General features: G+C 57.0%; 12 protein-coding genes and 2 pseudogenes. 3 read left to right on the plus strand and 11 right to left on the minus strand.

The features are described 5' to 3' along the window. Position 1 precedes the first annotated feature (1 nt). Both ble and M0M83_RS21130 read left to right on the plus strand, forming a co-directional pair. Complete coding sequence (gene ble / locus M0M83_RS21125) at positions 2 to 367, plus strand: bleomycin binding protein Ble-MBL (RefSeq protein WP_004201167.1); 366 nt, start codon at positions 2 to 4, stop codon at positions 365 to 367. Between the two features lie 4 nt (positions 368 to 371). Beyond that, positions 372 to 1,010, plus strand: coding sequence for a phosphoribosylanthranilate isomerase (locus tag M0M83_RS21130; RefSeq protein ID WP_004201168.1), 639 nt, complete (start codon positions 372 to 374; stop codon positions 1,008 to 1,010). Between the two features lie 10 nt (positions 1,011 to 1,020). On the opposite strand, the pseudogene M0M83_RS21135 reads toward M0M83_RS21130, so the two are convergent. The 8 genes and pseudogenes from M0M83_RS21135 to dfrA17 form a co-directional block, all read right to left on the minus strand. After that, positions 1,021 to 1,857: pseudogene (locus M0M83_RS21135) on the minus strand (protein-disulfide reductase DsbD domain-containing protein); the annotation flags it as partial. Between the two features lie 231 nt (positions 1,858 to 2,088). After that, positions 2,089 to 3,630, minus strand: a complete 1,542-nt coding sequence (locus tag M0M83_RS21140; RefSeq protein WP_000050481.1) for an IS91-like element ISCR1 family transposase — start codon at positions 3,628 to 3,630, stop codon at positions 2,089 to 2,091. Between the two features lie 246 nt (positions 3,631 to 3,876). Then, entirely contained in the window at positions 3,877 to 4,533 is a 657-nt protein-coding gene (locus tag M0M83_RS21145) for a quinolone resistance pentapeptide repeat protein QnrA1 (protein WP_012579084.1), read from the minus strand. A 331-nt stretch (positions 4,534 to 4,864) separates the two neighbouring features. Next, positions 4,865 to 6,406, minus strand: a complete 1,542-nt coding sequence (locus M0M83_RS21150; protein WP_000050481.1) for an IS91-like element ISCR1 family transposase — start codon at positions 6,404 to 6,406, stop codon at positions 4,865 to 4,867. A gap of 404 nt (positions 6,407 to 6,810) precedes the next feature. Continuing rightward, entirely contained in the window at positions 6,811 to 7,650 is an 840-nt protein-coding gene (gene sul1 / locus M0M83_RS21155) for a sulfonamide-resistant dihydropteroate synthase Sul1 (RefSeq protein WP_000259031.1), read from the minus strand. After that, positions 7,644 to 7,991, minus strand: a complete 348-nt coding sequence (locus M0M83_RS21160; protein WP_000679427.1) for a quaternary ammonium compound efflux SMR transporter QacE delta 1 — start codon at positions 7,989 to 7,991, stop codon at positions 7,644 to 7,646. Before M0M83_RS21160 ends, sul1 begins: the two co-directional genes overlap by 7 nt. A 205-nt stretch (positions 7,992 to 8,196) precedes the next feature. Further along, on the minus strand, positions 8,197 to 8,985 hold the full coding sequence (locus tag M0M83_RS21165) for an ANT(3'')-Ia family aminoglycoside nucleotidyltransferase AadA5 (RefSeq protein ID WP_000503573.1): 789 nt from the start codon (positions 8,983 to 8,985) through the stop codon (positions 8,197 to 8,199). A gap of 130 nt (positions 8,986 to 9,115) precedes the next feature. Next, positions 9,116 to 9,589, minus strand: a complete 474-nt coding sequence (gene dfrA17, locus M0M83_RS21170; protein ID WP_001389366.1) for a trimethoprim-resistant dihydrofolate reductase DfrA17 — start codon at positions 9,587 to 9,589, stop codon at positions 9,116 to 9,118. Between the two features lie 157 nt (positions 9,590 to 9,746). On the opposite strand from dfrA17, the gene intI1 reads away from it, so the two are divergent. Then, on the plus strand, positions 9,747 to 10,760 hold the full coding sequence (gene intI1, locus M0M83_RS21175) for a class 1 integron integrase IntI1 (protein WP_000845054.1): 1,014 nt from the start codon (positions 9,747 to 9,749) through the stop codon (positions 10,758 to 10,760). Positions 10,761 to 10,819: 59 nt separating this feature from the next. Here the strand turns inward: intI1 and M0M83_RS21180 are convergent, their stop codons facing one another. The 3 genes and pseudogenes from M0M83_RS21180 to M0M83_RS21190 all read right to left on the minus strand — a co-directional run bounded on the left by M0M83_RS21180 (position 10,820) and on the right by M0M83_RS21190 (position 13,582). Further along, positions 10,820 to 11,524, minus strand: coding sequence for an IS6-like element IS26 family transposase (locus M0M83_RS21180; RefSeq protein WP_001067855.1), 705 nt, complete (start codon positions 11,522 to 11,524; stop codon positions 10,820 to 10,822). 64 nt (positions 11,525 to 11,588) lie between these two features. Next, positions 11,589 to 12,839: pseudogene (locus M0M83_RS21185) on the minus strand (transposase); the annotation flags it as partial. A gap of 74 nt (positions 12,840 to 12,913) precedes the next feature. Further along, positions 12,914 to 13,582, minus strand: coding sequence for an EAL domain-containing protein (locus M0M83_RS21190; RefSeq protein ID WP_001300294.1), 669 nt, complete (start codon positions 13,580 to 13,582; stop codon positions 12,914 to 12,916). Positions 13,583 to 13,616: the final 34 nt, after the last annotated feature.

Consider the following 13,616-nt stretch of genomic DNA (forward strand, 5'->3'; position numbering starts at 1 on the left):
CATGGCTGACCACGTCACCCCCAATCTGCCATCGCGCGATTTCGATGTGACAGAGGCGTTTTATGCGAAGCTGGGCTTTGCGACGAGTTGGAAGGATCGCGGCTGGATGATCCTGCAGCGCGGCGGTTTGCAGCTCGAATTCTTCCCCTATCCTGACCTCGACCCAGCTACGAGCTCGTTCGGCTGTTGCCTGCGGTTGGATGATCTCGATGCCATGGTGGCATTGGTGAACGCGGCGGGAGCCGAGGAAAAAAGCACCGGCTGGCCGCGCTTCAAAGCTCCGCAACTGGAGGCGAGCGGCCTGAGGATCGGCTACCTGATCGATCCCGACTGCACGCTGGTGCGGCTGATCCAGAACCCCGACTGACCGCATGCCCGCGAAAATCAAGATTTGCGGGATCAGCACACCCGAGGCGCTCGATGCGACCATCGCGGCGCGGGCGGACTATGCCGGGTTGGTGTTCTATCCAGCGTCGCCCCGTGCGGTTACGTCGAATGTCGCGGGCGCTTTGACATCGCGCGCAGCTGGCCAGATCGCCATGGTCGGTTTGTTCGTCGATGCGGATGATGCTGTCATCGCCGACGCACTGGTGGCAGCCAAGCTGAACGCGCTGCAGCTGCACGGTTCGGAATCGCCCGAACGCGTGGCCCAGTTGCGCGCGCGGTTTGGCAAGCCGGTGTGGAAGGCGCTGCCCGTCGCCAGCGCCAGCGATGTCGCACGCGCCGCAGCCTATGCCGGGGCGGCGGACTTGATCTTGTTCGACGCCAAGACCCCCAAAGGCGCGCTGCCCGGCGGCATGGGGTTGGCGTTCGACTGGTCGCTGCTGGCCGGATATCGCGGTGCCTTGCCGTGGGGGCTGGCAGGCGGGCTAAATCCGACGAATGTTGCCGAGGCGATTGCGCGCACCGGAGCGCCGCTGGTCGATACCTCCAGCGGCGTCGAAAGCGCGCCGGGCGTCAAGGATACCGACAAGATTACCAATTTCGCCTTTGCGGTGCGCTTGGCCTAAATCGCGTCGATCAATAGGCGTCGTTCAGCGCAAAGATCGGCTTGCGGGTGCGCCACTGCCCTCGGGTGAAGTCGGGAAAATCTAACGTGCGATTGCCCTCAGCAATCGATTGTTCCGACAGAGGCGTGATCGCGCTCCAGGCCAGCGCGTCGTAAATGTCGATTGGCATCGGGGCCTTGGCCTTCAGCGCCTCGACAAAAGCGTGGATCACGAACCAGTCCATCCCGCCATGCCCGGCCCCTGCCGCCAGATCGGCGTAGCGTTTCCATAGCGGGTGATCGTATTTCGCAAACCAGCCCTCGGCAGGCTCCCAGCGGTGCGGCTGTGGGCTCTTGCCCTCCAGATAGATCGACTTGTTGACGTCCATCCACAGCCCCTCGGTGCCTTGCACCCGAAAGCCGAGAGAATAGGGGCGCGGCAGCGAGGTGTCGTGGCACAGCATGATCGTTTCACCATTAGTGCAGCCGATCATGGTGTTGACCACATCACCCAGTGCGAATTTCACCTCGGCGTTGGGATGATCGGCAGAGCCGTTCTTGACGACATAATCATGCAGCCCGCGCGCCTTACAGCCGAAGCCGCCAGCGCCCGCTTCGCCCGGCAACGCGACCTTCAGGGTGCGGGTCTGCGGCGGGTAGCACACGCCGGCATCGGCGCAGCCCTGGTACTTCACGGTCAGGGTGGTCGCGCTCGCGCCGGCCGCGGGCGTGCCGGTGAGGGTGCCGAGCAATTCCTTGCGGTAGGTTTCGACGTCGCCGAAGAATTCGTCGCGGTAGGCCTTGCCCTTCGGCAGCGCCATGGTCGCGCCGGTGAAGGCGGCATCGGCCTTGACCGAGGTGCGGTGCCGGGTATAGGAAGTATAAACCACCTTTTTGCTCCTCATCCGAAGTATCTTACCTGAAATTCCCTCACTCGTTTACCGCTCAAGCCCCAATTTTAACTGCCGGTCCAGCCTAAACCGCTCTAATAAGGTTCGATTTGGCGGTAAAATCTCTAGCCTGATAGCTCGAGAGATACAAACTGCCCCACCGCCCCGTTTAAAAGTTGGCAGTGTTGAGCAGTGTTGGATTTGGGGTCGTCAGTCAAAGAGACGACTCTGTGATGGATCGAACAGGCTGGGAGTCAGTGGCGGCGCTCGTTCTGGTGGCAGCTCACGCTGCTTGGCGGCATTCGCCTTGGCTGTTTTCTGTTTCAGATGCTTGAGAATCTGCTCAATGACCTTCGGATCTTCGATGCTGGCAATCACTTTGACGTGACCGCCGCAGTGTTCGCAGACTTCAATATCAATATTGAAGACTCGCTTGAGGCGTTGCATCCAGGTCATGGCGCGGTGGCGCTCTGCAGGACTCTTGTCACGCCAGTTAGTATCGAGACCTTCCGATTTGTCGGGCTTCTTGCCCCGCTTGGCGGGTGTTACTTGAACTCGGTGTTTGCTGTTCGGTGCAAAGACGCCGTGGAAGCGTGTGAGGTTGACTCGCGGCTTAGGTACCAACGCAGCGAGTTTGGCGATGAAGTCCAGCGGCTCGAAGATCACATGGGTGGTGCCATTGCGGTACGGAGTTTTGAGCTCGTAACGCACCTGCCCATTGGCGGTTAATGCCAGACGTTTTTCTGAAACCGCTGGCCGACTAATGTAGCGACACAAGCGCTCAAGCTTATCCCGCTGATGCGCTTCGGCCATCACACCGGCGTGTAGCGAGAAACCAGCATGGTTGGCTACTCGACTGCTTGAGTCGGCTTTATCCTCACGCCCTGGCAAGGTTTGCAGGGTGAAGACTTTGCGCCCTTGCTGGGGGCCGACGGCAATGCGATACGTAACCGAAGCACCATGTAATTGAGTCAGCGTATCGTCTTCGCCCTCTTCCAGTGTCAACCACGTATTCTCGGCATCACGCTCCAAAATCCCACGCTTTTCCATGCAGCGAGCGATGCGATGGCTGAGGGTGTGAGCGAGCGTATTCAGCTCATCGTAAGTGGGTGCCTTGACACGATGGAAGCGTTGCTTGCCATAGTCATCTTCGGCATAGACACCATCGAGAAACAGCATGTGGTAGTGGACATTGAGATTTAGCGCGGAGCCAAAGCGTTGGATAAGAGTCACTGAGCCAGTTTGTGCAGAGGCTTTGGTGTAACCGGCTTTTTTGATCAGATGAGTTGAGAGTGTACGATAGACGATACTCAAGACCTGGCCCATCAGCTGGGGATGGCGAGCCAGCAAAAAGCGTAGCTGGAAAGGAAAGCTGAGCACCCACTGGCGAATGGGCTCCTTGGGGAAGACTTCGTCTATCAGCAGCGCCGCACTCTCGGCCATCCGGCGGGCACCGCAGCTAGGGCAAAAGCCGCGTCGTTTACAGCTGAAGGCGACCAGACGCTCGTGATGACAATCCTCGCAGCGAACCCGCATGAAACCATACTCCAGACGGCCACATTGGAGGAGGTCGTTGAATTCTTGTTGGATGTAGCGAGGCAGGTGTTGACCTTGGGCTTCGAGTGAGGCTTTGAAGGCTGGGTAGTGCTGCTCAACCAGCTGGTAGAGCAGCGTCTGGTCGGGTTGGTGGCGTTCGTAACCGTTTGTTTGAGTGGGCGATTGACTCGCCGTGGCGTTCCTTGCCAGCGACATGGGTATCCTCCGCTGATACTGTGGTTATGTACAGTATCAGCGGCTTGCGTTCAGACGTCCAGTCTGGCCCTAGACATCGCTAAATGCTTAACCCGCAATAGCCCTCACGAGTTGTTATCAGCCACTACCGGTTGAGCGAGAAGGTTTTGGGTTCAGCATTCCGGCGGTAATACTCTGCTATAGCAGAATCTGCCTTGTTGCAGCGCGGAACTCAAGTGATATTTGCCTCTTGTGTTTGCATTCGAGCTAATCCGGCAGCACTATTACTCCCAAGGGTTCCAGCAGTTGCTCCTGTTGCCAGGCACAGATCTTGACTCCTTCGAGGTTGACCCGTCTGGGGTCGAGCCCATCCAGATCGGCAAAGGTTAGGTCACAGCCCCGCAGATTGACCTGTTGCCAACAGTCGCGGGAGAAGGTGCCGCGGCTGAGATCTGAGCCCATCAAGGAAGCGCCGCTGAGATTGGCATTGCTCCAGTTGTTTTCAAACAGCTCGCATTTTTCCAGGCATTGGCCACTCAAGTTGGTATAGGCCAGGTTGCAACCTGAGATATAAGCCGAGCAGAAGTACATCTTATGGCTGACTTGATTGTAGAAGCGGGCCCGGGAAAAGTTGGCGCCCTTGAGATCGCACTCCCTGAACTCTATGCCAAAGCAGTTGGCACCGCTGAAGTTGGCCAAAGACAGACGGCAGGCCTTGAAACTGGCATCGCGCAGATCGGCATAGCTGAAGTGACACCCTTCAACGGCGCCGCTTTCAATGAAACTGCAATCCTCGAAACTGGCATCCTGCAGCTGACAGTGGCTGAAGTCACACTGATAAAAGCGGCAGCGGCGAAAACGGCTGTCACTCAAATCCTGGCGTGAGAAATCCTCTTGCTGAAAAACTTTATCAATAATATCCATACGGCTTCCTTTAATCAGGGAGGGTGCTAACTCTTTCGGCGAGCTTTGCCTAGGCAGGCAAACATGGGGTTGGTTCGCGTCTTCCCAACAACCTTTGCAGGGTATAGGAAGTATAAACCACCTTTTTGCTCCTCATCCGAAGTATCTTACCTGAAATTCCCTCACTCGTTTACCGCTCAAGCCCCAATTTTAACTGCCGGTCCAGCCTAAACCGCTCTAATAAGGTTCGATTTGGCGGTAAAATCTCTAGCCTGATAGCTCGAGAGATACAAACTGCCCCACCGCCCCGTTTAAAAGTTGGCAGTGTTGAGCAGTGTTGGATTTGGGGTCGTCAGTCAAAGAGACGACTCTGTGATGGATCGAACAGGCTGGGAGTCAGTGGCGGCGCTCGTTCTGGTGGCAGCTCACGCTGCTTGGCGGCATTCGCCTTGGCTGTTTTCTGTTTCAGATGCTTGAGAATCTGCTCAATGACCTTCGGATCTTCGATGCTGGCAATCACTTTGACGTGACCGCCGCAGTGTTCGCAGACTTCAATATCAATATTGAAGACTCGCTTGAGGCGTTGCATCCAGGTCATGGCGCGGTGGCGCTCTGCAGGACTCTTGTCACGCCAGTTAGTATCGAGACCTTCCGATTTGTCGGGCTTCTTGCCCCGCTTGGCGGGTGTTACTTGAACTCGGTGTTTGCTGTTCGGTGCAAAGACGCCGTGGAAGCGTGTGAGGTTGACTCGCGGCTTAGGTACCAACGCAGCGAGTTTGGCGATGAAGTCCAGCGGCTCGAAGATCACATGGGTGGTGCCATTGCGGTACGGAGTTTTGAGCTCGTAACGCACCTGCCCATTGGCGGTTAATGCCAGACGTTTTTCTGAAACCGCTGGCCGACTAATGTAGCGACACAAGCGCTCAAGCTTATCCCGCTGATGCGCTTCGGCCATCACACCGGCGTGTAGCGAGAAACCAGCATGGTTGGCTACTCGACTGCTTGAGTCGGCTTTATCCTCACGCCCTGGCAAGGTTTGCAGGGTGAAGACTTTGCGCCCTTGCTGGGGGCCGACGGCAATGCGATACGTAACCGAAGCACCATGTAATTGAGTCAGCGTATCGTCTTCGCCCTCTTCCAGTGTCAACCACGTATTCTCGGCATCACGCTCCAAAATCCCACGCTTTTCCATGCAGCGAGCGATGCGATGGCTGAGGGTGTGAGCGAGCGTATTCAGCTCATCGTAAGTGGGTGCCTTGACACGATGGAAGCGTTGCTTGCCATAGTCATCTTCGGCATAGACACCATCGAGAAACAGCATGTGGTAGTGGACATTGAGATTTAGCGCGGAGCCAAAGCGTTGGATAAGAGTCACTGAGCCAGTTTGTGCAGAGGCTTTGGTGTAACCGGCTTTTTTGATCAGATGAGTTGAGAGTGTACGATAGACGATACTCAAGACCTGGCCCATCAGCTGGGGATGGCGAGCCAGCAAAAAGCGTAGCTGGAAAGGAAAGCTGAGCACCCACTGGCGAATGGGCTCCTTGGGGAAGACTTCGTCTATCAGCAGCGCCGCACTCTCGGCCATCCGGCGGGCACCGCAGCTAGGGCAAAAGCCGCGTCGTTTACAGCTGAAGGCGACCAGACGCTCGTGATGACAATCCTCGCAGCGAACCCGCATGAAACCATACTCCAGACGGCCACATTGGAGGAGGTCGTTGAATTCTTGTTGGATGTAGCGAGGCAGGTGTTGACCTTGGGCTTCGAGTGAGGCTTTGAAGGCTGGGTAGTGCTGCTCAACCAGCTGGTAGAGCAGCGTCTGGTCGGGTTGGTGGCGTTCGTAACCGTTTGTTTGAGTGGGCGATTGACTCGCCGTGGCGTTCCTTGCCAGCGACATGGGTATCCTCCGCTGATACTGTGGTTATGTACAGTATCAGCGGCTTGCGTTCAGACGTCCAGTCTGGCCCTAGACATCGCTAAATGCTTAACCCGCAATAGCCCTCACGAGTTGTTATCAGCCACTACCGGTTGAGCGAGAAGGTTTTGGGTTCAGGGTGCTATTGCTCCACCAATCACAATACTGAAGCCCCAACTGTTATCAGTTGGGGCTTTTTCTTGTCTGTTTGCGGCGGTTGCGTTTTATCGGTAGTCGTCGAGCTCTGCACCATCCCACATAAGAGCTTAACGGTGCGATCTTCAACGCCATCACACAAAACTTTCTTTTTCACGCACAGTCAACTTATTGGATGTTTTATTAACAACCCAAAAGGAGATATTTAGCGGGCGGCCGGAAGGTGAATGCTAGGCATGATCTAACCCTCGGTCTCTGGCGTCGCGACTGCGAAATTTCGCGAGGGTTTCCGAGAAGGTGATTGCGCTTCGCAGATCTCCAGGCGCGTGGGTGCGGACGTAGTCAGCGCCATTGCCGATCGCGTGAAGTTCCGCCGCAAGGCTCGCTGGACCCAGATCCTTTACAGGAAGGCCAACGGTGGCGCCCAAGAAGGATTTCCGCGACACCGAGACCAATAGCGGAAGCCCCAACGCCGACTTCAGCTTTTGAAGGTTCGACAGCACGTGCAGCGATGTTTCCGGTGCGGGGCTCAAGAAAAATCCCATCCCCGGATCGAGGATGAGCCGGTCGGCAGCGACCCCGCTCCGTCGCAAGGCGGAAACCCGCGCCTCGAAGAACCGCACAATCTCGTCGAGCGCGTCTTCGGGTCGAAGGTGACCGGTGCGGGTGGCGATGCCATCCCGCTGCGCTGAGTGCATAACCACCAGCCTGCAGTCCGCCTCAGCAATATCGGGATAGAGCGCAGGGTCAGGAAATCCTTGGATATCGTTCAGGTAGCCCACGCCGCGCTTGAGCGCATAGCGCTGGGTTTCCGGTTGGAAGCTGTCGATTGAAACACGGTGCATCTGATCGGACAGGGCGTCTAAGAGCGGCGCAATACGTCTGATCTCATCGGCCGGCGATACAGGCCTCGCGTCCGGATGGCTGGCGGCCGGTCCGACATCCACGACGTCTGATCCGACTCGCAGCATTTCGATCGCCGCGGTGACAGCGCCGGCGGGGTCTAGCCGCCGGCTCTCATCGAAGAAGGAGTCCTCGGTGAGATTCAGAATGCCGAACACCGTCACCATGGCGTCGGCCTCCGCAGCGACTTCCACGATGGGGATCGGGCGAGCAAAAAGGCAGCAATTATGAGCCCCATACCTACAAAGCCCCACGCATCAAGCTTTTGCCCATGAAGCAACCAGGCAATGGCTGTAATTATGACGACGCCGAGTCCCGACCAGACTGCATAAGCAACACCGACAGGGATGGATTTCAGAACCAGAGAAAGAAAATAAAATGCGATGCCATAACCGATTATGACAACGGCGGAAGGGGCAAGCTTAGTAAAGCCCTCGCTAGATTTTAATGCGGATGTTGCGATTACTTCGCCAACTATTGCGATAACAAGAAAAAGCCAGCCTTTCATGATATATCTCCCAATTTGTGTAGGGCTTATTATGCACGCTTAAAAATAATAAAAGCAGACTTGACCTGATAGTTTGGCTGTGAGCAATTATGTGCTTAGTGCATCTAACGCATAGTTGAGCGGCGGGCGCAGCCCGTCCGCTTGAACGCCGAGTTAGGCATCAGATGCCCTCGGCGCGGGTCGATGCACTTTTCGCACATGCCGCTCAACGCAAGATTCTCTCAATCGTTGCTTTGGCATATCGAACGAACGCGGCCGTCTCTTCGACGCGCATTGCTAGGTCGTCGTCCTCGCTACCCAGGTACGCCGCGCGTGCCTTGCAGATGAGGGGCCGATGCTCGGCAGGCAAACGCTCCGATACCCATGCGGCAGCAACGTCCTTAGGAGCAATGAGACCAGTTGAAGCGCTGTACCAAATGCGAGCAAGAGCAAGAACGACGTTCCGCTCGTCACCCTTCCAATCCGACTCTGCATTCCACTGGGCAATAGTGTCGAAAAGCGCCTTGGAGAAATGCTCCTTCGGCACCGGCTCGAAAAACGTGGCTGCGGATGGGCCTAGAAGCGCAAGGCTGTGTTGCCTCGCCTTGGTCAGCAAAATCGCAAGATCGTGATCCAGAACGGCAGGCTCGAACGTTCCGGAAAGGATGTCGTGGCGGAGCCACTCACCGAACTGAAGCTCACGCCGCGCCGGATAGCGCCAAGGCACTACTTCGCTTCGAGCGACAACAGTTAGCTCCAGCGGTCGCCATGTTCCGCCATCGCCTGGCGGTGATGAGACTTTCAGCAAATCGAGCATTAGCGCCTGCCGGAGCGAATCGTTAGGTGCGGCGCTGACGGTCACGAGCAAGTCTATGTCGCTGTCCGGCTTCAGCCCTCCATCGATCGCAGATCCGAACAGGTGGATTGTGTCCAGTGTCGCAGCCAGATGGCGCTCGATCACCGCGCGAGCGTGGGACAGCTGCTTGAAAACTTGTGCAGGGAAAAATTCACCCATGATGCCTAACGTTAAGTTCAGCGGCAGCTTTTAAGTTGCGGCTTTGTGGAATACTTTTGCGCAGCAAAACCACAAAGACGCGACTTAAAAGCTGTCCAAGGAGCGAAGCGACTGGTGCTGCAACGCATTGTTAGCCTTTTTTCCAAATCTGGTATGTATAATTTATATTAGACATAAAAAACTGTTCAAAAACCAAATTGAAATTCTCAGGCATTATAGGGAATTTGATATCACCTTCGACTTCAACGTGAACAGTAGACAAATGAATTATATCTGCTTTTTCAATAAGGCTATTATAGATTTGACCCCCGCCAGAGACATATACATGATCTGTAACTTTTGATAGCTCTTTCAAAGCATTTTCTATTGAAGGAAAAACTAGGACGTTTTCATTTGAGCTTGAAATTCCGTTCTTTGACACTACTGCATATTTGCGATTTGGAAGAACACCCATAGAGTCAAATGTTTTTCTTCCGACAAGGAGCCATTGATTATATGTGAGCGCTTTAAAGAGTAGTTGCTCACCTTTTACTGACCACGGGATATCAGGACCACTACCGATTACGCCATTTTCTGACACTGCAGAAATCAATGATATTTTCAATTTAACTCCCTTAATGGCTAACTTTGTTTTAGGGCGACTGCCCTGCTGCGTAACATCGTTGCTGCTCCATAACATCAAACATCGACCCACGGCGTAACGCGCTTGCTGCTTGGATGCCCGAGGCATAGACTGTACAAAAAAACAGTCATAACAAGCCATGAAAACCGCCACTGCGCCGTTACCACCGCTGCGTTCGGTCAAGGTTCTGGACCAGTTGCGTGAGCGCATACGCTACTTGCATTACAGTTTACGAACCGAACAGGCTTATGTCAACTGGGTTCGTGCCTTCATCCGTTTCCACGGTGTGCGTCACCCGGCAACCTTGGGCAGCAGCGAAGTCGAGGCATTTCTGTCCTGGCTGGCGAACGAGCGCAAGGTTTCGGTCTCCACGCATCGTCAGGCATTGGCGGCCTTGCTGTTCTTCTACGGCAAGGTGCTGTGCACGGATCTGCCCTGGCTTCAGGAGATCGGAAGACCTCGGCCGTCGCGGCGCTTGCCGGTGGTGCTGACCCCGGATGAAGTGGTTCGCATCCTCGGTTTTCTGGAAGGCGAGCATCGTTTGTTCGCCCAGCTTCTGTATGGAACGGGCATGCGGATCAGTGAGGGTTTGCAACTGCGGGTCAAGGATCTGGATTTCGATCACGGCACGATCATCGTGCGGGAGGGCAAGGGCTCCAAGGATCGGGCCTTGATGTTACCCGAGAGCTTGGCACCCAGCCTGCGCGAGCAGCTGTCGCGTGCACGGGCATGGTGGCTGAAGGACCAGGCCGAGGGCCGCAGCGGCGTTGCGCTTCCCGACGCCCTTGAGCGGAAGTATCCGCGCGCCGGGCATTCCTGGCCGTGGTTCTGGGTTTTTGCGCAGCACACGCATTCGACCGATCCACGGAGCGGTGTCGTGCGTCGCCATCACATGTATGACCAGACCTTTCAGCGCGCCTTCAAACGTGCCGTAGAACAAGCAGGCATCACGAAGCCCGCCACACCGCACACCCTCCGCCACTCGTTCGCGACGGCCTTGCTCCGCAGCGGTTACGACATTCGAACCGTGCAGGATCTGCTCGGCCATTCCGACGTCTCTACGACGATGATTTACACGCATGTGCTGAAAGTTGGCGGTGCCGGAGTGCGCTCACCGCTTGATGCGCTGCCGCCCCTCACTAGTGAGAGGTAGGGCAGCGGGCACTGTTGCAAAGTTAGCGATGAGGCAGCCTTTTGTCTTATTCAAAGGCCTTACATTTCAAAAACTCTGCTTACCAGGCGCATTTCGCCCAGGGGATCACCATAATAAAATGCTGAGGCCTGGCCTTTGCGTAGTGCACGCATCACCTCAATACCTTTGATGGTGGCGTAAGCCGTCTTCATGGATTTAAATCCCAGCGTGGCGCCGATTATCCGTTTCAGTTTGCCATGATCGCATTCAATCACGTTGTTCCGGTACTTAATCTGTCGGTGTTCAACGTCAGACGGGCACCGGCCTTCGCGTTTGAGCAGAGCAAGCGCGCGACCATAGGCGGGCGCTTTATCCGTGTTGATGAATCGCGGGATCTGCCACTTCTTCACGTTGTTGAGGATTTTACCCAGAAACCGGTATGCAGCTTTGCTGTTACGACGGGAGGAGAGATAAAAATCGACAGTGCGGCCCCGGCTGTCGACGGCCCGGTACAGATACGCCCAGCGGCCATTGACCTTCACGTAGGTTTCATCCATGTGCCACGGGCAAAGATCGGAAGGGTTACGCCAGTACCAGCGCAGCCGTTTTTCCATTTCAGGCGCATAACGCTGAACCCAGCGGTAAATCGTGGAGTGATCGACATTCACTCCGCGTTCAGCCAGCATCTCCTGCAGCTCACGGTAACTGATGCCGTATTTGCAGTACCAGCGTACGGCCCACAGAATGATGTCACGCTGAAAATGCCGGCCTTTGAATGGGTTCATGTGCAGCTCCATCAGCAAAAGGGGATGATAAGTTTATCACCACCGACTATTTGCAACAGTGCCCATCGGCGTAGTAGTGGATGTGGTCGATGACAAAGCCGGTGCGGGTCAGCGTGCGCCGGAGGATCGGCAGAAAATCGACCAGGAACGAAGTAGCGCGTGTGACGACGGCCGGTACGCCGACACGCGCCACGGCCTCGGCCCAGCGCGCGGCCGGCGGTTGGAGCAGGCCGTTGTGCACCGAACCGTGGTAGGTGCCGACCGCCAATGTGAGCCAGCGCTCTAGCTCGCGCAGCGTCAGGGCGGCCTTGTTTTCGGAATCGTAGTCGCCGCGCTGGTCAGGGTTGGAGAAGGTCGTTCCCGGCAGTTCGTCGTGAATCATCTGCATCGCCGTGCCGATGATCCGTTCCACGATGCCGCCATAGTGCGGCTGTCCCAGCGGGCGATAGTCCAGCCGGATGCCATGCTGCTCGCAACCCCGGCGCAGGGCCTCGCTCTTGAACTCGGCCGCGTTGTCTAGGTAGAGCAGCAAGGGCTTGCCGCTCATCTGCCAATCCATTTCCACGTTCAGTCCTTCCAGCCAAGGGCGCTTGTCGCAGGCGACATGCACGAGGCACAGGCCAACCGAAACGGCAGACGGCGCTTCCAGCGTGACGACCATGCCGAGCACGCAGCGGGTGAACACGTCGATGGCGAGGGTCAGGTACGGGCGGCCAATAGGTTGCCGGTCGCGGTCATCGACCACGATCAGGTCGATGACCGTATGGTCTATCTGCACCTGCTCCAGCGGCGCGGTCACGGCAGGAGGCTCGCCGCCCACACCTTGTAGGTCACGAGCGGCATCCTGGCCTTCCCGCCGGCGGATGACCTTGCGCGGGTCAAGGCTAGCGATCCGTAAGGCCACGGTATTGCGCGCCGGCACTCGCAGTTTTTGAGCCTTGCACACCTGAGTGACTTCGCGGTGAAAGGCCGCTAGGCTGCGCTTCTGCTTGGTCAGGAACCGCTTTTGCAGTAGCTCGTGGATGACGCGCTCGACCGGTTCCGGCAAGCGCCCCTTACCTTTACCTCCACCGGACTGGCCGGGCACCAGATCCGTCACGAGGCCGCTGCCTTGCCGGGCACGCCGGATCAGAACGTATACCTGGCGCCGAGACAAGCCCAGCGCCTGAGCCGCCATATCGGCCGCTTCGTGCCCGACCGTCTCCGACTGCGCCAACGGACTGATGATCTCCGCACGACGGCGCGCACGCTCCCAAGCCTCATCAGGCAGAGTGGCCACGCCTTGTTCTGGAATCCGTGGGGTGTCCGTCGCCATGCTCACCTCGCTTTGGTGCACACGAGTATTGAGCATAGTCGAGATTGGTGCAGATCACTTCTGATATTGAACTGTCAGGAGCTGGCTGCACAACAGCCATTACGCCCAATCAACTGGTGCAGTCGTCTTCTGAAAATGACATCCATGCCCAGCCCGTGCGCGAGCTGGATCACCGCCCGCACGATAGTTTGGTCACGGGCATCATCCGGGAGCCTGGCGACAAAGGATTGGTCGATTTTCAATGTGGTGATGGGGCAGCATTTCAGATGTTGCAGGCAGGAATAGCCGGTGCCGAAGTCGTCGGCGGCGAAGCGCACGCCGATGGCGCGCAAGGCGTCGAAACTGGCGAACAGGGCTGGATTGCCGAATGCGACCGATTCGGTCAGTTCGATCTCCAGAAGCTCGGCGGGCAGGGCCATATCGGCCAGCACCCGCTTTACCTCGTCGTCGAACGTTGGCCCAACCTGGCTGGCGGACACATTGATGGCAAGACGGAACGGTTGCCATGCCGGTCCTTGCCACTTGTGCATCTGGCGACAGGCCTCGCCCAGCACCCACGCGCCTATTTCCGGCATCAGGCCGAACGACTCGGCCAGCGGCAGGAACTGGCCGGGCGGCAACAGGCCAAGCCTCGGATGCCGCCAGCGCATCAACGCTTCCGCGCCAGCGATCCGGTGATCGCGCAGATCGACCAGCGGCTGGTAATGCAGGTCAAGCTGTCCGCGCGCCGCCGCCTGCGCCAACTCGGCCGCCGTCCATCCGGCGGGCTGCGAACTC

The sequence above is a fragment of the Providencia rettgeri genome (assembly GCF_023205015.1).
In the GTDB taxonomy this organism is placed as follows: Bacteria; Pseudomonadota; Gammaproteobacteria; order Enterobacterales; family Enterobacteriaceae; genus Providencia; species Providencia rettgeri_E.

What these genes read in the sequence shown, in the direction of transcription:
- M0M83_RS21145 (WP_012579084.1), bottom strand. Translation starts at nt 4,533, where the DNA reads ATGGATATTATTGATAAAGTTTTTCAGCAAGAGGATTTCTCACGCCAG.
- ble (WP_004201167.1), top strand. Translation starts at nt 2, where the DNA reads ATGGCTGACCACGTCACCCCCAATCTGCCATCGCGCGATTTCGATGTG.
- M0M83_RS21140 (WP_000050481.1), bottom strand. Translation starts at nt 3,630, where the DNA reads ATGTCGCTGGCAAGGAACGCCACGGCGAGTCAATCGCCCACTCAAACA.
- M0M83_RS21180 (WP_001067855.1), bottom strand. Translation starts at nt 11,524, where the DNA reads ATGAACCCATTCAAAGGCCGGCATTTTCAGCGTGACATCATTCTGTGG.
- M0M83_RS21160 (WP_000679427.1), bottom strand. Translation starts at nt 7,991, where the DNA reads ATGAAAGGCTGGCTTTTTCTTGTTATCGCAATAGTTGGCGAAGTAATC.
- M0M83_RS21165 (WP_000503573.1), bottom strand. Translation starts at nt 8,985, where the DNA reads ATGGGTGAATTTTTCCCTGCACAAGTTTTCAAGCAGCTGTCCCACGCT.
- M0M83_RS21130 (WP_004201168.1), top strand. Translation starts at nt 372, where the DNA reads ATGCCCGCGAAAATCAAGATTTGCGGGATCAGCACACCCGAGGCGCTC.
- M0M83_RS21150 (WP_000050481.1), bottom strand. Translation starts at nt 6,406, where the DNA reads ATGTCGCTGGCAAGGAACGCCACGGCGAGTCAATCGCCCACTCAAACA.
- sul1 (WP_000259031.1), bottom strand. Translation starts at nt 7,650, where the DNA reads ATGGTGACGGTGTTCGGCATTCTGAATCTCACCGAGGACTCCTTCTTC.
- intI1 (WP_000845054.1), top strand. Translation starts at nt 9,747, where the DNA reads ATGAAAACCGCCACTGCGCCGTTACCACCGCTGCGTTCGGTCAAGGTT.